Origin of the sequence: Sphingomonas flavalba, assembly GCF_047553045.1 — a bacterium.
Lineage (GTDB): Bacteria > Pseudomonadota > Alphaproteobacteria > Sphingomonadales > Sphingomonadaceae > Sphingomonas_L > Sphingomonas_L flavalba_A.
Genome location: NZ_CP180208.1, coordinates 1,354,032 through 1,378,578, shown reverse-complemented (window position 1 = coordinate 1,378,578; position 24,547 = coordinate 1,354,032). Strand labels below are relative to the sequence as shown.

27 protein-coding genes and 1 tRNA gene are annotated in these 24,547 nt (G+C 67.7%); 16 read left to right on the top strand and 12 right to left on the bottom strand.

Going from position 1 to position 24,547, the window contains the following annotated elements:
• Positions 1–4 precede the first annotated feature (4 nt).
• From topA to plsY, 3 genes are all read right to left on the bottom strand, one after another.
• Positions 5–2,554 (bottom strand): type I DNA topoisomerase, encoded by a 2,550-nt coding sequence (gene topA, locus ACMT1E_RS06540; RefSeq protein WP_414902851.1) that lies wholly within the window; start codon positions 2,552–2,554, stop codon positions 5–7.
• A 116-nt stretch (positions 2,555–2,670) separates the two neighbouring features.
• A complete protein-coding gene (gene dprA, locus ACMT1E_RS06535) occupies positions 2,671–3,774 on the bottom strand; it encodes a DNA-processing protein DprA (RefSeq protein ID WP_414902850.1) in 1,104 nt (367 codons plus the stop codon).
• On the bottom strand, positions 3,767–4,390 hold the full coding sequence (gene plsY / locus ACMT1E_RS06530; RefSeq protein ID WP_414902849.1) for a glycerol-3-phosphate 1-O-acyltransferase PlsY: 624 nt from the start codon (positions 4,388–4,390) through the stop codon (positions 3,767–3,769). Before plsY ends, dprA begins: the two co-directional genes overlap by 8 nt.
• Positions 4,391–4,449: 59 nt before the next feature.
• Between plsY and murI the strand changes: the two genes are divergently transcribed.
• Complete coding sequence (gene murI, locus ACMT1E_RS06525) at positions 4,450–5,244, top strand: glutamate racemase (RefSeq protein ID WP_414902847.1); 795 nt, start codon at positions 4,450–4,452, stop codon at positions 5,242–5,244.
• Between the two features lie 115 nt (positions 5,245–5,359).
• Positions 5,360–6,601, top strand: coding sequence for a 5-aminolevulinate synthase (gene hemA, locus ACMT1E_RS06520; protein ID WP_414902845.1), 1,242 nt, complete (start codon positions 5,360–5,362; stop codon positions 6,599–6,601).
• Positions 6,602–6,610: 9 nt separating this feature from the next.
• Here hemA and ACMT1E_RS06515 read toward each other — a convergent pair whose 3' ends face one another.
• Positions 6,611–7,132: a GNAT family N-acetyltransferase gene (locus ACMT1E_RS06515; RefSeq protein WP_414902843.1), complete on the bottom strand. Its 522-nt coding sequence runs from the start codon at positions 7,130–7,132 to the stop codon at positions 6,611–6,613.
• A 64-nt stretch (positions 7,133–7,196) separates the two neighbouring features.
• Entirely contained in the window at positions 7,197–7,640 is a 444-nt protein-coding gene (locus tag ACMT1E_RS06510; protein WP_414902841.1) for a hypothetical protein, read from the bottom strand.
• A gap of 153 nt (positions 7,641–7,793) precedes the next feature.
• Here ACMT1E_RS06510 and rpiB point away from each other — a divergent pair, with 153 nt between their 5' ends.
• The 4 genes from rpiB to ACMT1E_RS06490 are packed head-to-tail and all read left to right on the top strand — an operon-like array spanning position 7,794 to position 11,350.
• Positions 7,794–8,252: a ribose 5-phosphate isomerase B gene (gene rpiB, locus ACMT1E_RS06505; protein WP_414902839.1), complete on the top strand. Its 459-nt coding sequence runs from the start codon at positions 7,794–7,796 to the stop codon at positions 8,250–8,252.
• A complete protein-coding gene (gene glyA, locus ACMT1E_RS06500) occupies positions 8,249–9,562 on the top strand; it encodes a serine hydroxymethyltransferase (RefSeq protein ID WP_414902838.1) in 1,314 nt (437 codons plus the stop codon). Before rpiB ends, glyA begins: the two co-directional genes overlap by 4 nt.
• 47 nt (positions 9,563–9,609) lie before the next feature.
• Entirely contained in the window at positions 9,610–10,074 is a 465-nt protein-coding gene (gene nrdR / locus ACMT1E_RS06495; RefSeq protein ID WP_414902836.1) for a transcriptional regulator NrdR, read from the top strand.
• 16 nt (positions 10,075–10,090) lie between these two features.
• Entirely contained in the window at positions 10,091–11,350 is a 1,260-nt protein-coding gene (locus tag ACMT1E_RS06490) for a TrmH family RNA methyltransferase (protein WP_414902835.1), read from the top strand.
• A gap of 159 nt (positions 11,351–11,509) precedes the next feature.
• Here the strand turns inward: ACMT1E_RS06490 and ACMT1E_RS06485 are convergent, their stop codons facing one another.
• A complete protein-coding gene (locus ACMT1E_RS06485; RefSeq protein WP_414902833.1) occupies positions 11,510–11,818 on the bottom strand; it encodes a chorismate mutase in 309 nt (102 codons plus the stop codon).
• A gap of 195 nt (positions 11,819–12,013) precedes the next feature.
• On the opposite strand from ACMT1E_RS06485, the gene rpsD reads away from it, so the two are divergent.
• Positions 12,014–12,628, top strand: coding sequence for a 30S ribosomal protein S4 (gene rpsD / locus ACMT1E_RS06480; protein ID WP_414902832.1), 615 nt, complete (start codon positions 12,014–12,016; stop codon positions 12,626–12,628).
• A gap of 60 nt (positions 12,629–12,688) precedes the next feature.
• Here rpsD and ACMT1E_RS06475 read toward each other — a convergent pair whose 3' ends face one another.
• Positions 12,689–14,659, bottom strand: a complete 1,971-nt coding sequence (locus ACMT1E_RS06475; protein WP_414902830.1) for an alpha/beta fold hydrolase — start codon at positions 14,657–14,659, stop codon at positions 12,689–12,691.
• A 110-nt stretch (positions 14,660–14,769) separates the two neighbouring features.
• Here ACMT1E_RS06475 and ACMT1E_RS06470 point away from each other — a divergent pair, with 110 nt between their 5' ends.
• Together ACMT1E_RS06470 and aguB are read left to right on the top strand one after the other, a co-directional pair.
• Positions 14,770–15,765, top strand: a complete 996-nt coding sequence (locus ACMT1E_RS06470; RefSeq protein WP_414902828.1) for an agmatine deiminase family protein — start codon at positions 14,770–14,772, stop codon at positions 15,763–15,765.
• The gene (gene aguB, locus ACMT1E_RS06465) at positions 15,762–16,610 is read left to right on the top strand and encodes an N-carbamoylputrescine amidase (protein WP_414902826.1); all 849 of its coding nucleotides are present in this window, start codon (positions 15,762–15,764) and stop codon (positions 16,608–16,610) included. Before ACMT1E_RS06470 ends, aguB begins: the two co-directional genes overlap by 4 nt.
• Here aguB and ACMT1E_RS06460 read toward each other — a convergent pair.
• Positions 16,583–17,257: a uracil-DNA glycosylase gene (locus ACMT1E_RS06460; protein ID WP_414902824.1), complete on the bottom strand. Its 675-nt coding sequence runs from the start codon at positions 17,255–17,257 to the stop codon at positions 16,583–16,585. The two genes, aguB and ACMT1E_RS06460, sit on opposite strands and share 28 nt — an antisense overlap.
• 23 nt (positions 17,258–17,280) lie before the next feature.
• On the opposite strand from ACMT1E_RS06460, the gene folK reads away from it, so the two are divergent.
• The 3 genes from folK to ACMT1E_RS06445 all read left to right on the top strand — a co-directional run bounded on the left by folK (position 17,281) and on the right by ACMT1E_RS06445 (position 18,081).
• Positions 17,281–17,775 carry a 2-amino-4-hydroxy-6-hydroxymethyldihydropteridine diphosphokinase gene (gene folK / locus ACMT1E_RS06455; protein WP_414902822.1) on the top strand — a complete coding sequence of 165 codons (495 nt, stop codon included), beginning with the start codon at positions 17,281–17,283 and terminating at the stop codon, positions 17,773–17,775.
• Positions 17,766–17,841: transfer RNA gene (locus ACMT1E_RS06450), tRNA-Lys, on the top strand. Before folK ends, ACMT1E_RS06450 begins: the two co-directional genes overlap by 10 nt.
• A gap of 105 nt (positions 17,842–17,946) precedes the next feature.
• Positions 17,947–18,081: an entericidin A/B family lipoprotein gene (locus ACMT1E_RS06445; protein ID WP_414902820.1), complete on the top strand. Its 135-nt coding sequence runs from the start codon at positions 17,947–17,949 to the stop codon at positions 18,079–18,081.
• A gap of 4 nt (positions 18,082–18,085) precedes the next feature.
• Here the strand turns inward: ACMT1E_RS06445 and ACMT1E_RS06440 are convergent, their stop codons facing one another.
• The 3 genes from ACMT1E_RS06440 to ACMT1E_RS06430 form a co-directional block, all read right to left on the bottom strand.
• Positions 18,086–18,820: a 3'(2'),5'-bisphosphate nucleotidase CysQ gene (locus tag ACMT1E_RS06440; RefSeq protein ID WP_414902819.1), complete on the bottom strand. Its 735-nt coding sequence runs from the start codon at positions 18,818–18,820 to the stop codon at positions 18,086–18,088.
• An 84-nt stretch (positions 18,821–18,904) separates the two neighbouring features.
• Positions 18,905–19,510 (bottom strand): NADPH-dependent FMN reductase, encoded by a 606-nt coding sequence (locus ACMT1E_RS06435; protein WP_414902817.1) that lies wholly within the window; start codon positions 19,508–19,510, stop codon positions 18,905–18,907.
• Positions 19,511–19,577: 67 nt separating this feature from the next.
• Positions 19,578–19,856 carry a helix-turn-helix domain-containing protein gene (locus ACMT1E_RS06430; protein WP_414902815.1) on the bottom strand — a complete coding sequence of 93 codons (279 nt, stop codon included), beginning with the start codon at positions 19,854–19,856 and terminating at the stop codon, positions 19,578–19,580.
• A gap of 404 nt (positions 19,857–20,260) precedes the next feature.
• On the opposite strand from ACMT1E_RS06430, the gene ACMT1E_RS06425 reads away from it, so the two are divergent.
• Both ACMT1E_RS06425 and ACMT1E_RS06420 read left to right on the top strand, forming a co-directional pair.
• Positions 20,261–20,590: a PilZ domain-containing protein gene (locus ACMT1E_RS06425; protein WP_414902813.1), complete on the top strand. Its 330-nt coding sequence runs from the start codon at positions 20,261–20,263 to the stop codon at positions 20,588–20,590.
• Between the two features lie 19 nt (positions 20,591–20,609).
• A complete protein-coding gene (locus tag ACMT1E_RS06420) occupies positions 20,610–21,257 on the top strand; it encodes a PilZ domain-containing protein (RefSeq protein ID WP_414902811.1) in 648 nt (215 codons plus the stop codon).
• Positions 21,258–21,282: 25 nt separating this feature from the next.
• Here ACMT1E_RS06420 and ACMT1E_RS06415 read toward each other — a convergent pair whose 3' ends face one another.
• Positions 21,283–22,116, bottom strand: a complete 834-nt coding sequence (locus ACMT1E_RS06415; protein ID WP_414902810.1) for an HpcH/HpaI aldolase/citrate lyase family protein — start codon at positions 22,114–22,116, stop codon at positions 21,283–21,285.
• Positions 22,117–22,224: 108 nt separating this feature from the next.
• On the opposite strand from ACMT1E_RS06415, the gene ACMT1E_RS06410 reads away from it, so the two are divergent.
• Positions 22,225–23,997 carry a DUF885 domain-containing protein gene (locus tag ACMT1E_RS06410; protein WP_414902808.1) on the top strand — a complete coding sequence of 591 codons (1,773 nt, stop codon included), beginning with the start codon at positions 22,225–22,227 and terminating at the stop codon, positions 23,995–23,997.
• A 67-nt stretch (positions 23,998–24,064) separates the two neighbouring features.
• The gene (locus ACMT1E_RS06405) at positions 24,065–24,520 is read left to right on the top strand and encodes a MaoC family dehydratase (protein ID WP_414902806.1); all 456 of its coding nucleotides are present in this window, start codon (positions 24,065–24,067) and stop codon (positions 24,518–24,520) included.
• Positions 24,521–24,547 lie beyond the last annotated feature (27 nt).

The window sequence follows — 24,547 nt, the reverse complement described above, 5'->3', positions numbered from 1 at the left end:
GCGCTCAGTCCTTCTTTGCCTTCTTCGCCGGCGCCTTCTTCCGGGCCGGTGCTTTCTTGGCCGGAGCCTTCTTCTTGCCGCGCGCCGGGGCGGCCGCGCGCGCGTCGATCAGCTGCGCCGCCTCCTCCAGCGTCACCGCCTCCGGCTCCAACCCCTTGGGCAGCGTCGCGTTGGTGGTGCCGTCGGTCACATAGGGACCATAGCGGCCGGCCATCACCCGAATTTCCGCCTCGGTGCGCGGGTGGGCGCCGAGCACGCGCAGCGGCGCGGCGGCGGCGCCCCGCGCCGGTCGCCCGCCATTGGCCGCCGCCTCGGCCAGCTTGACCACGGCGGCGTTCATGCCGGTCTCGAACACCTCCATCGTGCTGCCCAGCCGGGCATATTTGCCGTCATGGGCCAGATAGGGGCCATAGCGGCCGATCGACGCGGTGATCGGCTTGCCGCTCTCCGGGTGCGGGCCGATCTCGCGCGGCAGCGACAGCAGCTTGATCGCCCAGTCCAGGGTCAGGCCGTCGCCCGGCAAGTCCTTAGGGATCGACGCGCGCTTCGCCTCCTTGCCGTCGCCCAACTGGATATAGGGCCCGAACCGGCCGCTGCGCCGGGTGACGTCCAGTCCGCTCGCCGGGTCGGTGCCCAGCGACTCCGGCCCGCTGTCGCCGCCATTGTCGCCGCCCGGCTGGGCAAAGCGGCGGGTGTATTTGCATTCCGGGTAGTTGGAGCAGGCGACGAAGGCGCCGAACCGGCCGCCGCGCAGCGCCAGCTGCCCGGCCTTGCAGCTTGGGCAGAGGCGTGGGTCGCTTCCATCGGCCTGCGGCGGAAACAGATACGGCTCCAGGAACTGGTCGAGCGCGGCGGTGATGTCCGACGGCTTCTGTTCCATGACCTGTTCGGTCTTCGGCTTGAAATCCTTCCAGAACGCCTCAAGCACCGCCTGCCACTGCGCGCGGCCACCGGAGATCTCGTCAAGCTCGTCTTCAAGCCCGGCGGTGAAGTCGTAGGAGACATACCGCTCGAAGAAGCGTTCGAGGAAGGCGGTCACCAGCCGACCGCTCTCTTCGGCGAAGAAGCGGTTCTTCTCGGTCCGGACATAGGCCCGGTCTTTAAGCACCTGGATGATCGAGGCGTAGGTCGACGGGCGGCCGATGCCCAGCTCTTCCAGCTTCTTGACCAGACTGGCTTCCGAGAAGCGCGGCGGCGGCTGGGTGAAATGCTGCTCGGCATGGACGGCCTTGCGCGCCGGGGCGTCGCCTTCCGCAAGCCGGGGCAGGCGGCGCGAATCCTCATCGCCCTCACCGCCAGCCGGGTCGTCGCGCCCTTCCTCGTACAGGGCGAGGTAGCCGGGAAACAGCACGACCTGGCCGGTGGCGCGCAGCGCGGTCTGGCCGGTGGCGTCGGCCAGTTCGACCGCCGTCCGTTCCAGCCGGGCGGATGCCATCTGGCTGGCGAGCGCGCGCTTGAAGATAAGGTCGTAGAGCCGCGCTTCGTCGCCGGAGGCGGCGCGGTCGTTGGCGAAATCGGTCGGGCGGATCGCTTCGTGGGCTTCCTGGGCGTTCTTCGCCTTGGTGGTGTAGTGACGCGGCTTGTCGGGAACATAGCTGCCGTCATAGCGGTCGGCGATCGCGCGGCGGGCGGCGGAGATCGCGCTTTCGTCCATCTGGACGCCGTCGGTTCGCATATAGGTTATCACCCCTGACTCATAGAGAGTCTGGGCGACGCGCATGGTGTGGCTGGCGGAAAAGCCCAGCTTTCTGGCCGCTTCCTGTTGCAGGGTGGAGGTGGTGAAGGGCGGCGGCGGGTTGCGGGTCGCAGGCTTGGTTTCAACCGATACGACAGTGAAACGACCGGCCTCCACCGCCACTTTTGCGGCCGCCGCATCGCCAGCCGCGCCGATCGTCAGCCTGTCGATTTTTTCGCCGCGCCAGCGAACCAGCCGGGCGACGAACGCCTGGCCGCCCTGTTCCATATCGGCGAAGACCGACCAGTATTCCTGCGGAACGAAGCTTTCGATCTCCCGCTCCCGCGAGACGATCAGGCGCAGCGCCACCGACTGCACCCGCCCGGCCGACTTGGCGCCGGGCAGCTTGCGCCAGAGCACCGGTGACAGGGTGAAGCCGACGAGATAGTCGAGCGCGCGGCGGGCGCGATAGGCGTCGATCAGGTCATCATCAAGCGCGCGCGGCGCCTTCATCGCCGCCGTCACCGTTGCCTTGGTGATCGCGTTGAACGTCACGCGTTCGACATCCTTCGGCAGCGCCTTTTTCTGGCGTAGCATTTCCTGCACGTGCCACGAAATCGCTTCCCCTTCGCGATCGGGGTCGGTGGCGAGGATCAGCCGGTCCGCCTGCTTCGCCGCGTCGACGATCGCGCGCAGTTGCTTGCCTTTGTCGGCATAGGCTTCCCAGTCCATCGCGAAGCCTTCGTCCGGCCGCACCGATCCGTCGCGCGGCGGCAAGTCGCGGATATGGCCGTAGGAGGCGAGGACGCGGTACGCCCCGCCGAGATATTTCTCGATGGTCTTCGCCTTGGCAGGCGATTCGACGATGACAAGCTGCATGAAACCCCGGATCGTAAACGCTTCACGTGCGCATGCGAGGATGGGAAGCCTCGACACGCCCCGTCAAGAGGGAGATAAGAACGGCGGCCGCCCGCCGACATTGGCGCGCTATGCCCCTAGCCGGCAAAGAGCGCAACGCGGGCGCCGGCATGCCGTTCCAGCCGACCGGCGAGTTCCAGTTCGAGCAGCACCGTCTGAACCACGGCCGGGGCCAGCCCGGCTTGGCGAATCAGCTCGTCGACCGTGACCGGGGTCGGGCCGAGCAGCGCGATGACGGCGCGGCGTTCCCCGTCACTCGCATCGGCGGCAATCGGCTGGGCGGCGAAGAGATCGACCGGCTGGGCGACGACGCGCGGATCGAGCGGGCGGATCGCCTCGACCACCTCGGCGGCGTTCTGGACCAGAATGGCGCCGTCACGGATCAGCTGGTTGCAGCCCTGCGCGCGTGGGTCGAGCGGCGAGCCGGGCACCGCCATCACCGCCCTGCCCGCCTCCCCGGCCAGCCGCGCGGTGATCAGCGAGCCGGAGCGCGGCGCCGCTTCCACCACCACCGTGCCGGCGGCCAGCCCGGCGATGATCCGGTTGCGCCAGGGAAAGTGGCGGGCGTGGGGTTCCGTGCCCGGCGGCTGTTCCGCGATCAGCAGGCCGCGCGCTGCCACCTCTTCCTGCAACGCGACGTTTTCGGGCGGAAAGACGACGTCGATGCCGCCGGCGACGACGGCGATGGTGCCGCCGTCGAGCGCACCGACATGCGCCGCCGTGTCGATACCCCGCGCCAGACCGGAGGCGACGGTGATCCCATCGTCCGCCAGCGCCTGCGCCAGCCCGCGCGCGAAGCGGCAGGCGGCGGCGGAGGCATTGCGCGCGCCGACGATGGCGACTGTCGCCCGCGCCGCCAGCGACACGGTGCCGCGCACGATCAACGCCGGCGGCGCGCTTTCGACATGAGCGAGCAGCGGCGGGTAGCCGGGCCCGCCAAGGAACAGATGACGGGCACCGAGCCGGGCGACGCAATCGATTTCGGCCCGGATCGCGCCGGCATCCGCCAGCCGCGGCGCCCGTCCGCCGCCGCGCGCCGCCAGTGCCGGGATCGCCGCCAGCGCCGCCGCCGCGGTGCCGAAACGATCGAGCAGATGGGCATAGGTCACCGGACCGATATTGGCCGAGCGGATCAGCCGCAATCTGGTAAAAGCATCGTCGCCGGAATCGGCGTCAGCCACCCCGCGCGCCGCCGATGCGCGGCTCCGTGCCCGCAAGGAGCCGTTCGATGTTGGCACGGTGGCGCCACAACACCATCAGCGCCAGCGCGATCAGCAGCAGCGCCAGTTCGAACCGCCCGAAGATGGCGGCCGCGAGCGGCGCCGACACGGCCGCGGCCATGCCGCCGACCGAGGAATAGCGGAACAATACCAGCGCGCCGAGCCAGACGGCGGCGAAGATCAGGCCGACCGGCCAGTATAATGCCAGGGTGATGCCGAGCAGGGTCGCCACCCCCTTGCCGCCGCGAAACCGCAGCCACACCGGATAGAGGTGGCCGAAAAACGCCCCCGCCGCGCCGAGCAGTGCCCCGGATTCGGGCAGGATCAACGCGCCGAGCAGCACCGCCACCGCGCCCTTGCCCGCATCCAGCAACAGCGTCGCGGCCGCTAATCCCTTGCCGCCGACACGCAACACGTTGGTCGCGCCGATATTGCCGGAGCCAGCCTGGCGGATGTCCCCGATCCCGGCCATGCGACCGAGCAGTAACCCGAACGGTATCGCACCGAGCAGATAGCCCAGCGCCAACGCCGCAGCCGGTCCCATCCAGAGCATGTCGATCAGTTCCCCGGCCCCCATTGCAAGGCCCCAGTTTAGGGCCTTGATCCGCACCGGCAATAACTTACAGCAAAAGCGCGATGGCCGACACCCGCCCCCTGCTTTTCTTTGATTCCGGTGTCGGCGGCCTGTCCGTTCTCGGGCCTGCGCGGGCGCTGCTGCCGACCGCGCCGATCGTTTACGCCGCCGATTCGGCTGGGTTCCCCTATGGCCTGAAAAGCGAGTCGGAGATCGCGGCGCGGGTACCGGCGCTGCTCGGCCGGCTGGTCGAACGCTATCGCCCGCGGCTGGTCGTCATCGCTTGCAACACCGCATCGACGATCGCGCTGCCGGTGATCCGCGCCGCGCTCGACCTGCCCGTCGTCGGCACGGTGCCGGCGATCAAGCCGGCGGCGCTCGCATCGAAAAGCCGGGTGATTGGGGTGCTCGGCACCGATGCGACGGTGCGCCAGCCCTATGTCGATCGGCTGGCCGCCGAATTCGCCGCCGACTGCACCGTGCTGCGTCACGGATCGGCACGGCTGGTCGAACTGGCCGAGGCGAAGCTGCGCGGCGATGCCGGCGACCCTAAGGAATATGCCGCGATCATTACCGCGCTGACCGGCCAGCCGGGCGGCGCGGGGATGGACGCGATTGTCCTCGCCTGCACCCATTTCCGGCTGGTGGAGGATGAACTGGCCCGCGCCGCGCCGGGCGTGCTGCTGGTCGACGGGGCAGACGGCATCGCCCGGCGCATCGCTTACCTGACCCAGGGGCAGACATGGCCGGAGGCGCCGCCGCCCGGCATCGCCCTGTTCACGCGACGCGACGCGGGACAGGAAGCATTGATCCCCGCGCTGGCCGGTTTCGGGCTGGAGAGGATAGATGCACTGTAACCGGCGCCTGCCCCGCAAACCACGGCCCCGCCTTGGCGAATCCCGCGAAAACCATGCTGTTGCGAGCTGTTCTCACTGGTAATGGCGGCATTCCGGGGCTATCGGCACGGCCGAGATGACCCAGAACAGCGACGAGCGCGCGCTCGACTATAACCACGTTTTCGCCCAGGCGATCGACCGGCTGCACAGCGAAGGCCGGTACCGCGTGTTCATCGACATCCTGCGCAATAAGGGCATGTTCCCCAACGCGCGCTGTTTCGCCGGTCATAACGGGCCGAAGCCGATCACCGTCTGGTGTTCCAACGATTATCTGGCGATGGGCCAGCACCCCGACGTGATCGCCGCGATGGAAGAGGCGCTGCACGATGTCGGCGCCGGGTCCGGCGGCACCCGCAATATCGGCGGCAACACCCATTACCATGTCGACCTGGAAGGCGAGCTGGCCGATCTGCACGGCAAGGACGGTGCGCTGCTGTTCACCTCCGGCTATGTCTCGAACGAGGCGGCGCTGGCGACGCTCGGCCGGTTGCTGCCCGGCTGCATCGTGTTTTCCGACGCGCTGAACCATGCGTCGATGATCGCCGGCATTCGCCATTCCGGCTGCGAGAAGCGGGTGTTCCGCCACAACGACCTCGCCCACCTGGAAGAATTGCTGGCAGCGGCGCCGGTTGGCGTTGCCAAGCTGATTGCGTTCGAAAGCGTCTATTCGATGGACGGCGACGTCGCGCCGATCGCCGAGATCTGCGACCTGGCCGACAAGTATAACGCGCTGACCTATCTCGACGAGGTCCACGCCGTCGGCATGTACGGCCCGCGCGGCGGTGGCATTTCCGACCGCGACGGCGTTGCCCACCGGCTGACCATCATCGAAGGCACGCTGGCCAAGGCGATCGGCGTGATGGGCGGCTATATCGCCGCCGACCGCACGATCATCGACGTGATCCGCAGCTATGCGCCGGGCTTCATCTTCACCACCTCGCTGTCGCCGGTGCTGGTCGCCGGGGCGCTCGCCAGCGTCCGCCACCTGAAGGCGTCGAGCGCCGAGCGCGACGGGCAGCAGGCGGCGGCGGCGCGGCTGAAGGCGATGATGCGCGATGCCGGCCTGCCGGTGATGGCGTCGACCACCCACATCGTCCCGCTGATGGTCGGCGACCCGGTCAAGGCCAAGAAGATCAGCGACATCCTGCTCGCCGAATATGGCGTCTATGTGCAGCCGATCAATTACCCGACGGTGCCGCGCGGCACGGAGCGGCTGCGTTTCACGCCCGGCCCGACCCACAGCGAAGCGATGATGCGCGAGCTGGTCGAGGCGCTGGCCGAGATCTGGGACCGGCTGGAAATCCGCAAGGCGGCCTGAACCGCGCGCTCAGCCGCCCGCCGCCGGGCGCCTGCGTTCCATCAGCACGATTGCCTCGCCCTTGTACTCGGCGGCGTCGTAATGGGCGAACCCCGCCCGTTCGGCGACATGGATGGACGGGCGGTGGCCGCTCTCGATCAGGCAGACGGTGCGATCGATGCCGTGCGTCGCCTCTATCCAGCCCAGCGCGCCAAGCACCGCTTCCGTCGCATAGCCCCGCCCCCAGGCGGCCGGGCTGAGCACCCAGCCGACCTCCGGCGCGGAATCGAAACGGGGACCGAGGCCGCGCCGCCCTTCGAATATGCCGACATCGCCAACGAAGGCGCCGTCGCGGGTTTCGACCACCCACATGCCGTAACCGCGCACCGCCCAATGGCCGATGTAGCGCAGCAGCCGGTGCCAGACCTGCTCGCGGCCCAGCGGGACGCCGCCGACATGGGCGATGACCAGCGGATCGCTCCACAGTGCGTGAAGCGCGTCGAAATCATCCTCGCCGTGACGGCGGAGAACAAGCCTGTCGGTTTCGATCATCCGCAGGGTTTATCGGCTTTTTTTCTTGCCAGGGAAATCATCTCGCGCTGGCGACCCTCCGCCGCTAGTCGCGGCAGAAGCCTTCGCCCGCTCTGATCATCAGGCAGTCATGCTTGCCGGCAAGGTATTTGAGGCCGGTTTCCTCGCCCAGCACGGCACGCAGCGTTTCCGGGCGACCGGCGCGGGTGAAGTGGATGACATTACCGTCGGCGACGCCCTCATAGCGGCTGGTCCCGTCAAGCAGGGTGACGGTCAGGGCGTAACGGCCCGGCGCGTCGGCGGACGCGATATCCAGAACCAGCCCTTCGACGCCGGCCCATCTGCCGATCCACGCATCGGTCGGGCTAGCCGATTCGTCTGGCGGCACCACCTCGAATTCCGGCGGAGGCAGCGCGTTGCCGGGCGGCAACCGGTCACGGGCCTCGGCGGCGTTGTCGGCGGGACCCTTGCCGGAACAGGCGAGAAGCAGCAGCGCGACGGTGGTCAGCGCGGCGGAACGGAACGACATCGGCAACTTCCTCCCACGGACGGTTACCCAGCCTACAGGCGGCGGGCGGGGCGGGAAAGCCATGGCGGACGCCGTCCGGTGCTGACAAAGGTGGCGTGCGCGGCCGCAAGTCCCTAGAGAGCCGCCATCCGAGTCATTCGCGGACACAAAGCCATGCCCCGTTCGATCGCCATTGCCTCTGACCACGCCGCCTATGCGCTGAAGGCCGCACTGGTCGAATGGTTGCGCGCGGAAGGGCACGCCGTGCAGGATCTGGGCACCAACGGACCCGATTCCGTCGATTACCCCGATTTCGGCTATCGCCTGGCCGAGGCGGTGGCGAAGGGCGATGCGCCGGTCGGCATCGCGCTGTGCGGGTCCGGCATCGGCATTTCGATCGCGGTCAATCGCAACCCGGCCTGCCGCTGCGCGCTGGTCGACGAGCCGCTGTCGGCGGAACTGGCGCGGCGGCACAACGATGCCAACGTCATCGCGATGGGCGGCCGGTTGGTCGGCATCGACATGGCCAAGGCCTGCGTCACCGCCTTCCTTTCCACCGAATTCGATGGAGGTCGCCACCAGCGCCGCATCGACAAACTGACCCACCCCAGCAGCGCGAAGGAGCCGGCATGAGCACCAACCCCAGGACCCTGAACGACGTCCAGCCGGACGGTTTCTTCACCCGTGGCGTGGCGGAAGCGGACCCCGCCGTTTTCGCCGGCATGACCCACGAGCTGGACCGCGAGCAGAACCAGATCGAGCTGATCGCGTCGGAAAACATCGTGTCGCGCGCGGTGTTGCAGGCGCAAGGCTCCGTCTTCACCAACAAATATGCCGAGGGCTATCCGGGCAAGCGCTACTATCAGGGCTGCGCCCCGTCCGACGAGGTCGAGACGCTGGCGATCGAGCGGGCGAAGCAGCTGTTCGGCTGCGGCTTCGCCAACGTCCAGCCGCATTCCGGCGCGCAGGCCAACGGCGCGGTCATGCTGGCGCTGACCAAGCCGGGCGACACCATCCTCGGCATGAGCCTGGACGCCGGCGGTCACCTGACCCACGGCGCGCGTGCGGCGCTGTCCGGCAAATGGTTCAACGCGGTCCAGTACGGCGTCCGCCCCGACGATCATCTGATCGATTTCGACCAGGTCGAGCGGCTGGCCAAGGAGCATAAGCCGACGCTGATCATCGCCGGCGGTTCCGCCTATCCCCGCCATATCGACTTCGCCCGCTTCCGCGCGATCGCGGACGAAGTCGGCGCGCTGTTCATGGTCGACATGGCGCATTTCGCCGGCATCGTCGCCGCCGGGCTACACCCGACGCCGTTCGGCCACGCCCATATCGTCACCACCACCACCCACAAGACGCTGCGCGGCCCGCGCGGCGGCATGGTGCTGACCGATGACGAGGGCATAGCCAAGAAGATCAACTCGGCGGTGTTCCCCGGCCTTCAGGGCGGGCCGCTGATGCACGTCGTCGCCGCCAAGGCGGTGGCGTTCGGCGAGGCGCTGCAGCCGTCGTTCAAGAGCTACATCGCCGCGGTGCTGGAGAATGCGAAGGCGCTGGCCAGCCGGCTGAAGGAACGCGGCGCCGATCTGGTCGCCGGCGGCACCGACACCCATCTGGCGCTGGTCGACCTGCGGCCGCTGGGCGTGACCGGCCGCGACGCCGACGAGGCGCTGGAGCGCGCCGGTATCACCTGCAACAAGAACGGCATCCCGTTCGACCCGCTGCCGCCGGTCAAGACCAGCGGCATCCGCGTCGGATCGCCCGCCGGCACCACCCGCGGTTTCGGCGTCGCCGAGTTCCGCGATATCGGCGACATGATCGCCGACGTGCTCGACGGGCTGCGCGCCAAGGGTGAGACCGGTGACCCGGCGGTCGAAAAGGCCGTAAACGACCGCGTTCGCGCGTTGTGCGCCCGCTTCCCGATCTATCCGGAGGCGTAAGGATGGCGGCATGCGGGCAGCGGCGGACGCCGCGCAAGGCGACGTAGATGCGCTGCCCGTTCTGCGGCCACGACGACAGCCAGGTCAAGGACAGCCGGTCGACCGAGGACGGCGCCGCCATTCGCCGACGGCGCCAGTGCGAGGGCTGCGGCGCGCGCTTCACCACCTTCGAACGCGTCCAGATCCGCGAACTGACCGTGGTCAAGGCGGAAGGGCAGCGCGAGCCGTTCGACCGCGACAAACTGGCCCGTTCCGTCTCGATCGCCTGCCGCAAGCGGCCGATCGAACCGATGCGCCTGGAACGGCTGGTTTCCGGCATTCAGCGCCAACTGGAAACCGCCGGTGATGGCGAGGTTCCGGCCAAGCGGATCGGCGAGCTGGTGATGGACGGGCTGCACGCGATCGACCATGTCGCCTACATTCGCTTCGCCAGCGTCTACAAGGATTTCACCGAAGCCCGCGACTTCGAGGATTTCGCCGGCACCATCGCCGGCGTCGGCGAGCCGGAATGACCGCTGCGGATCGGCCATGACCTTCCACGTCTACATGCTGCGCTGTGCCGACGGCAGTTATTACACCGGCCAGACGGACGCCCTCGACCACCGCATCGCCGAGCATGAGAGCGGCGCGACCGGCAGCTACACCGCCACCCGGCGCCCGGTGACGCTGGTGTGGAGCGAAGCCTTCCAGACCCGCGACGACGCCCGCGCCGCGGAGGCGCGGATCAAGGGGTGGTCGCGGGCCAAGAAGGAGGCGCTGATCGGGGGGGATTGGGCCGGATTGAAGGCGGCCGCGGTGCCGCCGGGGGAACGCGGGGTTCGGGGGGTGCCGGATGGGTCGGATGTGGGGGCCCTGCTGGTGCGTTCTCCGTTGGTGCGTCCCTCGACTGCGCTCGGGATGGACGGATTGAGGGATGGGGATGGCGATATGAATGGGGATGTGCCGGCGCCCCGCCCTGCATCCCCCTTCCCCCGTCCATCCCGAGCGCAGTCGAGGGACGACCCCGAACACAACAGCGGCCCCATCCCGAGCGTAGTCGAGGGACAAGCGGATCAGGAGCGCACGGAGCCCGCCCCCACCCAGCCCGTCGTCGTGCTGGTCCGCCCGCAACTGGGCGTGAACATCGGCAAGGCGGCGCGGGCGATGTTGAATTTCGGGCTGACCGAGATGCGGCTGGTCGCGCCGCGCGACGGCTGGCCGAACCCGGATGCCGGGCCGGCGGCAAGCGGGGCGGATGTCGTGCTGGAACGGGCGCGCGTGTTCGACACGGTCGCAGAGGCGGTTGCCGATTGCGCGCATGTCCATGCGACGACGGTGCGCAAGCGCGGCGTCACCAAGCCGGTGCTGACGCCGGCGCAGGCGGCGGATGCGATCCACGGCGCCAGCGGGCGATCCGCCATCCTGTTCGGGCCGGAGCGATCGGGGCTGGAGACGGAGGACGTGGCACTGGCGCGGACGATCGTCACCGTGCCGATCAACCCGCAATTCGGCTCGCTCAACCTGGCGCAGGCGGTCAACCTGATCTGCTATGAATGGTCGAAGGGCGAGGCGCTGGCCAGCCCGACCGAGACGCCGCTGCTGCCCCCGGCGCCGCAGGCGGAGCTGGACGGCCTGATCGCCTCCCTGGAGGCGCTGCTGGAGCCGGCCGGCTATTTCTACCCGCCGGACCGCGCACCGGCGACCCGGCTGACCTTGCGCACCCTTTTGACCAAGCCCGGCTGGAACAGCCTGGAGGTCCGCACCCTGCGCGGGGTGCTGAGCGCGCTGGCCCGGCCACGGCGGCGGTAGGGGCGGATCAAGGTTTTGGTGCCCCGCCCTTACTGCGTCCCTCGACTTCGCTCGGATGGACGGAGAGGGGAAGCACCCACATTTTAACCCCCGTCCATCCCGAGCGTAGTCGAGGGGCCATCCCGAGCGTAGTCGAGGGACGCACAACGCCCCCCGCCCTCACATCTTCCGGTCGAACGCCTCGAACTCATAGGCGATTGATGCCTCGACCAGCCAGTCCCACAGGCCGGCGGCCACATCTTCCGGCACGCCGGCGGCGGCGGCCGAGCGGCGGGCGTTGGCGATGACCTGGGCCTTGCGCGGTTCGTCGCGGACGGCGGCGCGGTCCGGCTTGATCCGCGCCGCCGCGTCCATATAGCCGAAGCGGGTGGCAATCAGGCGCATCAACGCGCGGTCGACGGCATCGACCCCGGCGCGCACGTCCAGCATGGTGGCGCAGTCCTCCGGCGCCTTTACGGTTTCGTCCATGCGCGCGTCATAGTCCGTGGCGCGGCGCTGTCCACAACTTGACTTGAGGGCGTCTGCCCGCTAGTCGCCCGCCTTCGCAATGGCCCCGCACCCCGGTGAAGCGGCGGCCCTGCCCCATCCAATGGACAAGCAGAGCGATGACCGGGAATTCCGCCGTTTTGGCGGGGGTTGTTGGCAATTGCAAAGGAAAGACTGATGTCGAAGCGCAGCAGCGCCAAGTACAAGCTCGATCGCCGCATGGGCGAGAACATCTGGGGCCGTCCGAAGTCCCCGGTCAACAAGCGCGAATATGGCCCCGGCCAGCACGGGCAGCGCCGCAAGGGCAAGGTGTCGGATTACGGCATTCAGCTGCGCGCCAAGCAGAAGCTGAAGGGCTATTACGGCGACGTCACCGAGAAGCAATTCAAGAAGGCTTATGTCGAAGCCGCCCGAATGAAGGGCGACACCTCGCAGAACCTGATCGGCCTGCTGGAACGCCGGCTGGACGCGATCGTCTACCGCGCCAAGTTCGCGCCGACGGTGTTTGCCGCCCGCCAGCTCGTCAGCCACGGCCACATTCTGGTCAACGGCGTGAAGTGCAACATCGCGTCGCGGCTGGTAAAGCCGGGCGACGAAGTGACGCTGGGCAAGAAGGCGCAGGAAATGGCGCTGGTTCTGGAGGCGCAGAGCCTGGCCGAGCGCGACATTCCCGATTACGTCGCCCCGGACGGCGCCGCCAAGATCACCTTCACCCGCGTGCCCACGCTGGACGAGGTGCCTTACCCGGTGAAGATGGAGCCGAACCTGGTCGTCGAATTCTATTCGCGCTGATCGGTCGGATCACGCTTTCAAAATGGGGAGGCCCGGCAACGGTGCCGCCCCATTTTTGTTTTACAGCCCGACGCTGCCGCGCAGGAACGCATCGCTTTTCAGCAGCATGTCGATCCGCGCCTTCGAATCGCGAAGCTGGTGGTCGAGGCCGTCATAGATAACCAGCGTGCTGGCCTTGCCGGCCTTGCGCAGCGCCCGGTCCATCTCCTTCGATTCGGTCGCGTCGACATTCAGGTCTTCACTGCCGTGGAACATCAGCACCGGCGCCTTGAATGCGTCGGCATGGCGGGCGGGTGAGCCCTCGTCGATATGCGCGCCGGAACCGATATAGCGGGCGACGATTTCCGCATTGGTGAAACGCTTCGATTCCGCCTTCAGCATCGCAAGGTCGGTGACTGGAGCAATCGCCACCGCCGCCTTGAACAGGTCAGGCGCGACGACCTGCGCCTGCAACGCGGCATAGCCGCCGTAGGACCAGCCGAGAATGGCGAGGTGACGCGGATCGGCAATGCCCTCGCTGACCAGCCATTTTCCGGCCGACGTGACGTCGCCGATCGCGCGGCGCCAGGACTGGAACCCGTTATCCTGGAACCACGCCTGCCCATAGCCGCTGGAACCGCGGAAATTGGGCTGGAGCACCGCCCATCCCCGCTGGGCGAAATACTGCGCCAGCCAGTCGAACCCCCATTCGTCGCGCGACGCCGGGCCGCCATGCGGCATCACCAGCGTCGGCAGGCCCTTAGCGGCACCGTTCACCGGCAGGGTCAGATAGGCGGGCACCATCGTCCCGTCGTCAGCGCGGTAATTGACCGCCCGCACATTGGCGAGCTGCACCTTTTCCAACGGCGGGCGGCGGAGCAACACCTCCGCCAGCGTCTTGCTGGTCCGGTCGAACAGGTAATAGCGGCCGGGGTCGACATCGCTGGTCGCCAGGATCAGCAACTGCTTCTCGTCGGCGCTGGCATCGACGAAGCCGATCAGCCGCTGGCCGGGCAACGCCTTGGTCAGCGCTTCGGCCAGCGCGCCATATTCCTTGTCGAAATATGTGGCGTGCCGTTCCTCTGTAACGTAGCTCGCACCGATCACCCGACCGCGCCGGCCGATCCGCACGACATCGTCCACGTCGACATCGGCGTGGGAGAAGACCTGTTTGGCGTCGAGCGTATCGTTCAGGGCGACGCTGTAAAGCGCCCGGCGCCCCTTGCTGCGCCGGGTTGCGTAAGCGCAGTCGCATTCCGCATCCACAGCGATCGGCACGAATGCGTTCTCGCCATTTCTATCGGACCGCGAAAAAGTCGCCCAGCTATTGCTGCCGGACTTGCGGTAGAAATACTCGGTCTCGCCGGTCAGGTTGCCAAGCGTGTCATAGCGGTTGGCCCACATGATGCGGATTTTGCCGCGCCCGTCCGAGATGTAGCCACTCGCCTGGCGGTTGGCGATTTCCAGATTGCGTGCCTGCAAGGTGCGGGTGTTGATCAACTGCACGCCCAGCCCGTCCCGCTTTTCGGCGACCAGCGTGCCGATCGCCCGTTCCGGTATGAACATTTTCGCCATCAGCACGGTGCCGTCGCCGGTACCCCAGTCGAGGATATTGCCGTCGGCCAGGCTGATCCCCAGCGCCCGGTCGCTGCTGCGCTGGCCGAGCATCTTCACGTTCTTTCCGTCCAGATCGATAGCGAACAGCCGGGTGAAGTTGACGCCGATATCGCCATAGACCTTGGTCTGGCTGCGTTGCTGGCAAACGAGGCGATCGGCGGCGGACCAGGCGCACCAGCCGATATGGCCGACCTTGGCGTCAATCTGGGTGACGGCATGGCTGGCGCCGGTGGCGATGTCGGCGGTCATCACGATCATCGACCGGTCCGGCCCCGGCGACACATAGGCGATCTGCTTGCCATCGGGCGACAGGCTGATGTCGATGACGGTATCGAGCGCACCAAAACGTTCCGCCATGTCCCCCGGCACCGGGTCAGCCGCCATTAGCGGTGTCGCGGCGATGACCGACGCCGCCGCGAGAATCCTCCATTTCATATCCGCCCCCCGAAATTAAGTGCTTCATAAATCCTGCAAAATACCCAGCATTGCAAGCGAGCAGATGAAGCCGGCTTGCGGCAGGCCGGCGAGTAAGCGATGGGGATCGCATGTCCGACGCCATCCTTCCTCCTCCCCCCGAATGGGCGCGCCACGATGCGGTCTGGATCGGGTTTCCAAGCCATGCCGCGCTATGGGAGGACGACCTGACGCCGGCGCAGGCGGAGGTGGCGGCGTTCGCGACGGCGGTCGACGCCGACGGCGCCGGGGAGCAGGTGGTGCTGGTCGCCGCCGACGAAACCGCGGCTGCGGCGGCACGGGCGCTGGTGCCGGCGCGGGTATCGGTCATCGTCGCGGCGTTCGGCGACATCTGGCTGCGCGATACCGGGCCGATCCTGATCGGCGACGGCGCGGCGCGGTCGTTCCGTTTCAACGGCTGGGGCGGCAAATATCAACTGGCCGGGGACGAGGATATCGGCGTCCGGCTGGCGGCGAAGCGCGGCATCGCGGTCGCGCGCTGCGACTGGGTGCTGGAAGGCGGCGCGATCGACGGCGACGGCAGCGGCCTGGCGGTCACCACCGAGCAGTGCCTGCTGAACCCCAATCGCAACCCCGGCATGACAAAGGCGGAGGTCGAGGCGCGCCTCCACGCCGACCTGGGCCTGAACCGGATATTGTGGCTGGGCGACGGGCTGGCCAACGACCATACCGACGGCCATGTCGACAACCTCGCCCGCTTCGTCGCGCCCGGCACGGTCGCCATCCCGGTCGCCGCCGGAACGGACGACCCCAATGCCGTCATCTATGCCGACGCCACGGCACGGGCAAAGGCGTTCGGGCTGGCCGTCGCGCCCCTGCCCTCGCCCGGCCGGGTGCTGCGCGATGGGGAGGTGATCCCCGCCTCCTACATGAACTTCTACATCGGCAATGCGGCGGTGGTCGTTCCGCTATATGGCGCGCCCAACGACGATGCGGCGGTCGCGGCGATCGCGGCGCTGTTTCCGACGCGCAGGGTTGTCGGCCAGCGCGCCGACCATATCTTGACCGGCGGCGGCAGCCTCCACTGCATCAGCCAGCAGATCCCCGCCGTTCAGGACATGCCATGACCGAGATCACCGTCGCCGCGCTGCAATTGGCCTTCACCGGCAATATCGACGAGAATATCGCCAACGTCTCCGCGCTGGTGCGCGAGGCGGCGGCGAAGGGCGCGACCGTCATCCTGCCGCCGGAGCTATTCGAAGGCCCCTATTTCTGCCGGGTCGAGGACGAAGGGCTGTTCGCCGGCGCCCAGCCGACGGAACGGCACAAGGCGGTCGTCGCGATGCGGGCGCTGGCGGCGGAACTGGGCGTGTTCATCCCGACCAGCTTCTTCGAGGCGGACGGGCCGCACCATTACAACAGCCTGGCGATGATCGACGACAAGGGCGCGATCATGGGCGTCTACCGCAAGAGCCACATCCCCGACGGGCCGGGCTATGAGGAGAAATTCTATTTCCGCCCCGGCAACACCGGTTTCAAGGTATGGCCGACACCGGGCGCGGCGCTGGGCGTCGGCGTGTGCTGGGACCAATGGTACCCGGAAGCGGCGCGGGCGATGATGCTGATGGGCGCCGAAATCCTGTTCTACCCGACCGCGATCGGCAGCGAGCCGCACGATCCGGACCTGGATACCAGCCGGCTGTGGCGGCGGGCGATGATCGGCCATGCGGTGTCGAATGTCGTTCCGGTCGTTGCCGCCAACCGGATCGGGACGGAAGACGGACAGCGTTTCTATGGCTACAGCTTCATCTGCGACGAACGCGGCGACCTGCTGGCCGAATTCGGCGCGAACGAAACCGGCGTGCTGACCGCGACGATCGATCTGGCGCTGGTCAGGCGCCACCGCGCGGCCTTCGGCTTCTTCCGCGATCGACGGCCGGAGCTTTATGGCCGGCTGGTCGCCGATATCTGAGCCAGCTCTACCGCCCGCGCGAACACCGCCCGGAACATCGCCGGCGTCAGCCGCCCGGTATTCTGGTTGTAGCGCGAGCAGTGGTAGCTATCGATCAGCACCCGCCCGTCCGGCAATGCATGTTCCGCGAGATGGGCGAACGGCGCGGCGGCCGGGCGCAGGCCCAATATCCGCACCGCCGAATCATGGGCGATCCGGCCGAGCGCGACGAACAGCCGGACGTTGGGCAGCGCCGCGACCTGCGCCGCGGCGAACGGGCGGCAGGCCTGCGATTCCGCCGGGGTCGGCTTGTTCTGCGGCGGCAGGCAACGGACCGAATTGATGATGATGACGCCGCGCAGGCCGAAACCGTCGTCGATCCGCGCGTCGTAATGCCCGCTGGTCAGTCCGAACGCCGCCAGCGTGTCGAACAGCAGCGGCCCGGCGAAATCACCGGTGAACGGCCGCCCGGTGCGGTTGGCGCCGTGCTTGCCGGGGGCAAGACCGATGATCGCCAGCCAGCCGTTCGGGTCGCCGAACGCCGGCACCGGCGCATTCCACCAGCCCGGATACTCGGCGCGCAGGTCTTCGCGCAGCGCGACGAGGCGGGGGCAGCGCGGGCAATCGTGTGGCGGCTCCGTCGCCGCAAGCGGGCTTTCGACAGGCATGGCGATGGGTTAGGCGCAGCGGCATGGTGACGACAAGCTATGCGATCGCGCTCGGCGCCAACCGCCCCGGCCGCGACGGCGCGCCGGAAGCGGCGCTGGCCGCCGCGCTCGCCGAGTTGGGCGGGACGGCATCCGTCATCATCCGCACCGCGCCGATCGGCCCGTCGATCCGCCGCTATGCCAACGCCGCCTGCATCATCACCAGCCCGCTTGCCCCGCCCGCCCTGCTGACGGCGCTGAAACGGATGGAGCGCGCGGCCGGGCGTCGGCCGGGCCGCCGTTGGGGCAACCGGCCGCTCGACCTGGATATCATCCTGTGGTCGGAGGGCGCCTGGGCCTCCCCCGGCCTCACCATTCCGCACCCGGCCTTTCGCGAACGCGGTTTTGTGCTGGGGCCGCTGGCCATGATCGCGCCGGACTGGCGCGACCCGATCACCGGCCTGACCGTCCGCCAGCTTCACGCCCGGTTGACCCGGCGGCGGCCGGCTTATAGGGCGACCGCCTCTGGGGGCTCGTAGCTCAGTCGGTAGAGCAACGGACTTTTAATCTGTAGGTCCCGGGTTCGAATCCCGGCGAGCCCACCAGACTTTCCCGCACACGCGCGGAATCGCCAATTGCATCCGGCCTTCCGCGCCGTAATATGCAGCCACGCGCCCGGCGCGCCTACCCATTCGACTAGGGATGCCACGATGAACAAGATGACCGCACTGGCCTGTCTGGCGGGGCTGATCGCGTTGGCGGGATGCAACACGATCTCCGGCGCCGGCAAGGACGTCGCCTCTGTCGGCAAGACGGTGTCGAAAACCGCCGAAAGCGCGAAATAACCGCTCAACCGAACGCGGCGCGTACCCGTTCGTGGTATTCGGGCGGACAGATCAGCAAATCCGGCAACGCGGTGTCCGCCGCGTTATAGATACAGCGGCTGCCGTCGATCCGTTCGGCAACCATGCCGGCGCCAAGCGCCACCGCCACCGGCGCCGCATTGTCCCATTGATACTGGCCGCCGCTGTGCAGGTAGATGTCCCCCTGCCCCAGCAATACCGCCATCGCCTTGGCCCCGGCGGAACCCATCGGCACCACTTCGGCATCGAGCGCGGCGGCGACGCGGGCGCATTCCGGCGCCGGCCGGCTGCGGCTGACCAGCAGGCGCGGCCGCGCCGGCCGGTCGACCGACGGCGGCGGGGCGTCGGACCGCAGCACCAGCCCCTGCGCCGGTAGCGCGACAGCACCCACCGCCGCGTGTCCGTCGATTGCCAGCGCGACATGCACCGCCCAGTCGGCGCGCGCTTCCGCATATTCGCGCGTGCCGTCGAGCGGGTCGATGATCCACACCCGACGCTTCGCCAGCCGCGACCGATCATCGACGCTTTCTTCCGACAGTACGCCGTCGTCGGGGCGCTGCGTGGCGATCGCCGCCATCAGAAAGGCATTGGCGGTGCGGTCGCCGGCGTCACCCAGCGCCTTGCCGGTCAGCAATGCGCTGTCGCGTAGCGCCAGCAACAGGCGGCCAGCGGTTTCCGCCAGCGCGGCGGCAAGAGCGGTATCATCGGCAAGGACGGTCATCGCCGCGCCATACGCGATCGGCGCCGCGACGCCAATCTGGCTGGGCGGATCAGACGGACAAAGCCGGTGTCGGCATGCGGCCCGTCAAGCGTCCTCGACCGGGCCGGTCGCACCGATCGACGGCGCGCGCTGGCGCAGGCGAGCGAATTCGACGACCTGGCGGCCGACCAGATCGAGCTGGCCCGAAGCCGCCGCGTCGTTGCAGCGCCCCTCGACGAACATGCCACGGTCGCTCTTGATCGCGGCGCCAAGCGGCGTCGGCCAGCCGCGCAGCGCGTGGACGATCGAGCGCAGTGTCGCCAGCGTCGACCCGGTCGCCTGCCAGCCATAGGCGGTGACGATCAACCCGACCGGCAGACCGTCGAGATAGACGCGGGCGTCCTTCGAGGTTTCCTCGACATAATCGATGGCGTTCTTGACCAGGCCGGAAATCGAACCGTGATAGCCGGGGCTGGCCAGCACAAGCCCGTCTGCCTGCCGCACCGCGTTGACCAGCGCACAGGCTACGTCGGAGCCGGCGAGGACGCCTGGCGCATAATGCGGCAATGCCGCCAGTTGCGGCCCGTCAAACAGCGTGACGGTCGCGCCTTCCGCCGCCGCGGCGGCGAGTGCCAGGCGCAACGCCTGCTCGGTGGAAGAATTGGGCGCCGTGGTGCCGCCGATGCCTACGATCGAAAGGGGCTTGCTCATGCCTCATGGTTGCCAGCTTCGGCGCGCAGGGACAAGATACTTTATTATTCTACTATTATTTTGCGCCTTACCGCCGGTTTTTCGTCTGCGAATCACCCCCGTCTTCGGGATGCGACTCGGCGAGACCCAGCAGCGTGGTCAACGCGTCGAGACCGAGCGCCGCCGCGATATCGAGATACTCGATAACGTCGAGCCGACGCTCGCCCAGTTCGTAGCGCGAGACGAACTGTTGCGGCTTGTTCAACTTGGTGGCGACGTCCGCCTGTGAAAGACCGACGCCCTTTCTGGCCTCTATAAGGATAACGAGAAGTTGACGATAACGATCGTCCGTAATCCCTTTCGCCATGAACCGCCCCTTTACCAAACATGAGCAGCCAGAGGCACTGGCAACGATCAGTACACCAAATTGATGTATTTTACAAAATGCAGCCAGAATGCGAAATTCTAGCTGTGTGCATCGCCAATGTAAGGCGTCGTTGCGTAGCCCCGGTATCGGGCAAGAATAGAAAAGATCCTGCGCAATAGGAGATGGGCAGTCGATCTTGGTTTACGCTACGGAAACCAAGCGCTGCACGATCTGATGCGTGGCCTTTTCTCTGCGGTATGCAAGGAGGCGGCGTTGTGAATGCTCATTATCAGCCTGGCGACGGGAGGCCGGTCGCCACGCCCGACCTGACCGTCGTTTCGCTGTCCGGTGACGTGCCCAATCCGCCCGATAAAAATTTTCATGACTCGGGTCGCGACCCCCGGATGCTACGTTCCGGGCACCTGACCACCGACGGGGTACGCGCCATATGTTACATTCATATGGTCTCCGCCGGCGGGATGATGGCCGAAACCGGGCTGGCGCTGGCCCCGCATGACCGGGTGAGCGTGGAGTTGCGGCCCGGCCATCCGATCGCGGGCAAGGTGCTGTGGGCCGACGGCGTACTGGCCGGTATTCGTTTCGACGGATGGATCGACCTGCTCCGCATGCTCGGCAACGAGAGCATAGACGGTTTCGCGGCAGCCGCCGCCGACCGCGCACGCACGACGCTTCCCATGCTGCGGCGCCCGGCGCCCGACCACAGCCCCAGATAATTCGCGCAGGAGAGCTCCCATGGCACTGGATTATGACAATGTTGACCTGACCGGCATTTCATTTTCCCCGGATGTCCCGATGCCCTCGGGCGAACGGCGGGGAGACCGCCGGCACCTTTCGATGTACCGTTCGGCGGCACTGACCATGGCCGGTTTTCAGGGCTTGTGCCTGATTCGCAACATCTCCTCTGGCGGGATGATGGGGAAGATCCACACCAAATTGCCGATCGGCGCGCCGGTCTGCGTCGAGCTGCGATCCGGTTATGTCGCGCCGGGCAGAATCGTGTGGACCGCCGATTCGATGATCGGCATCCAGTTCGACGAGCGGATCGACGTTCTGCAGATTCTGCACGCGCCAAGCGAGGAGGATGCCGCCGGCATGCCGCGCCGGATGCCGCGGCTCAACATACCCTGTGCCGCGGACCTGCTGCTCGACAACATCCACTACAAGGTCAACGTCATCGACGTGTCGCAGGGCGGTGCCAAGATCGAGAGCAAGTTCCTGAAGGAAGGCGACGACGTCATCATCACCATCGACGATCTGGTGCCGCAGCGCAGCTCGATCGTCTGGTCGCATGACGGCCGCGCCGGCGTGTCCTTCTTCCAGCTTCTGCCGTTCGACACGCTGGCGGAATGGGCGATCCGGCGGCAGCCGTCGTACAGCTAACCGCCGCGATCCGAATGAGCGGGCTCTACAACCGGCTGAGCAGCCGCCGAGCCGCCTTCAGGTGCGGTGCGTCGATCATCCGGCCGTCAAGCTGAAGCGCGCCGACGCCGGGATTGGCGGCAAAGGCGTCAACCACTGCGCGGGCATGGGCGATCGCCTGTTCGGTCGGCGCGAAGGCGGCGTTGATCACCGCAAGCTGCGCCGGGTGGATAGCCATCATCCCGGTGAAACCGTCGCGGGCACCCCGTTCGGCATAGCGGCGCAGGCCGTCGAGATCACGGAAGTCCGGGTAGACCGTCTCGATCGGCGGCACCCCGGCGGCGGCGGCGCCGAACAGCGCCAGCGAACGAACCATCTGGTACGGCGCGGTATAACCGCCGTCCGCCTCGCGCGCGGCGGTGGCGCCGACGGCGGCCGGCAAATCCTCCGCGCCCCAGGTCAGCCCGGCAAGGCGGGGCGTAACGCCGCCATACTCGCCAAGGCGGAACACCGATGCCGCCGTTTCCGTCGCCACCGGCAGGATGCGGGCATCGCTGCCGGCGAGCAGGGCGTGGAGCCGACGCAGCGACTCCGCGCCCTCCGCCTTCGGCAGTACGACGCCATCGGGCGCACCGGGCAGCACGGCGGCCAGGTCGTCCTCCACCAGTCCGCCGTCGAGCGGATTGACCCTGACGAACAGCGCACAGGCCCGCCGGGCGGAGGCGAGAAATGCCGCCACCGCCGCGCGGGCGGCCGGCTTCGCCGCCGGCGCCACCGAATCCTCCAGATCGAGGATCAACGCGTCGGCGCCAAGGCCCAGTGCTTTTTCCATCCGGTCCGGCCGGTCCCCCGGCACGAACAGCAACGACCGCAGCCTCATCCCCTGCCCTCCGTCGATTTTACGCCGGCGCGCGTCATGCGGCGATTGCAGCCCCGCTACAGGATCGCCTAACCTACCGGCAAGAGATTGCAGGAAAAGGGGATTGGAATGCGCGCTGTTGTGCTGGCCGGGGCGGTGCTCGCCGCCCTCCCCGTCACCGCCCTCCCCGTCACCGCCCTCGCCGCCGGCAACGGCGCCACGCCTGCCGCGACCCAATCCATCGCCGATACCCGGCTGAAGGCGCTGTACGAAGCGGACTGGGCATGGACCAAGGCCGACGAGCAGCAGATCAGGGCCGGCGACCGCTGGGTCGCGGGCGATCGCCTGCCCGATGTCAGCCCGGCGGCGCAGCAACGGCGGATTGCCCACTGGCGCGAAACGATGACGAAGCTGGAGGCGATCCCGGTCGCCGAGCTGTCGGCGGAGGAGAAGCTGAACGCCGCCGTGCTTCACGAAGTGCTGCGCGCCAACATCGCCAGCGCGCCGTTCAATAGCTGGGAAATGCCGTTCAACAGCGACAGCAATTTCTGGAGCGGCCTCGCCCGGGTCGACGACGGCGCCGATGCCGCCACGCTAACCCGTGCCGTCGCCCGGATGCGGGACATTCCGCGCTATTTCGACCAGCAGATCGCCAACATGCGCGCCGGGCTGAAACGCGGGTTCAGCGTGCCGCGCGCAACGCTGGACGGCCGCGCCGATTCGATCGCGCCTTATGCCGAAGCCATCCCGGACAAGAATCCGTTCTACGATGCATTCCGTACTCTGCCGGCGGCGATGCCGGCCACGGAGCAGGACCGGCTGCGCGCCGATGCAAGGGCGGCGATCAGCACGGCGGTCGCGCCCGCCTATGCGCGGCTGCTTGCCTTCATCCGCGACGAATATATGCCGAAGGCGCGCACCACGCTGGCGGCGGAAGCAATGCCGGACGGCAAGGCGTTCTACGCCGCGCAGATCAGGGAATACACGACGCTCGACCTGAATGCGGAGCAGATCCACGACATCGGCCTGAAGGAAGTGGCGCGGATCGAGGCGGAAATGCGCGACACCATGGTGCGCAGCGGCTTCAAGGGCGATTTCCCCGCCTATCTGAAATTCCTGAAGACCGACCCGCAGTTCATCGCCAAGACGCCGGACGAACTGATGGGCGTGTCCGCCTATGTAGCCAAGCGCGCCGACGGCAAGCTGGCCGAACAGATCGGCACCCTGCCCCGCTTCCGTTTCACCATCATCCCGGTGCCGGACGCGATCGCGCCGTTCTATACCGCCGGGCGCGGCGGGCTGAAGGCGTGCATGATGAACACCTACGACCTGCCGTCGCGGCCGCTCTACAACATCCCGGCGCTGACCCTGCACGAATGCGCGCCGGGGCACAGCTTCCAGGCGGCGCTGGCGCTGGAGCAGCCGACGGACCGGCCGGAATTCCGCCGCGCGACCTATTTCTCCGGCTATGGCGAAGGCTGGGGCCTCTACACCGAATGGTTGGGGCGGGAGATGGGCATCTACCGCAACCCGTACGAGGAATTCGGCCAGCTTTCCTACGAGATGTGGCGCGCGGTGCGGCTGGTGATCGACACCGGAATCCACCACTATGGCTGGAGCCGCGACAAGGCGATCGCCTACCTCGCCGCCCACACCGCCCTGTCGCAGCACGAAGTGGCGACGGAAGTCGACCGGTATATCAGCTGGCCGGGCCAGGCGCTGGCCTACAAGCTGGGCGAGCTGACGATCCGCCGGCTACGTGCCAGGGCGGAAGCGGAACTGGGCGCGAAATTCGACAAGCGGCGCTTCCACGATGCGATCCTGTCGACCGGCGCCCTGCCGCTGCCGGTGCTGGAGCAGCAGATCGAAGCCTATATCGCGCGAGAGAAAGCGGGCGCCTGAGCGCCGGACCCGCATACCACCGACACGGCGGCGCGCCCCGCGCCACCGCCATTCAGGGACAGACATGATGGCCGGACTGTTTTTCGAACAATTCGTCGAGGGGCAGAGCTTCGCCCACGAGATCCGCCGGACGGTGACCGAAACGGACAACATGCTGTTTTCGGCGATGACCCACAATCCGGCGGCGATCCACATCGACCATGAATATGCGAAGGGCACGGAATTCGGCCAGCCGCTGGTCAATTCGCTGTTCACGCTGGGGCTGATCGTCGGCCTGTCGGTGCAGGACACGACGCTCGGCACCACCGTCGGCAATCTGGGGTTCGAGGACGTGACCTTCCCCAAGCCGGTGTTCGTCGGCGACACGCTGCGCGCCGAAACCACCGTCATCGGCCTGCGCGCCAGCAAGTCGCGCCCGACGCAGGGCATCGTCACGTTCGAACATCGCGGGCTGAACCAGCGCGACGAACTGGTCTGCCGCTGCCGCCGCGCCGCGCTGATGCTGCGCGGCGGCGCAGGCTGAACCGGGCGGGCCACAACACCCGCCCTC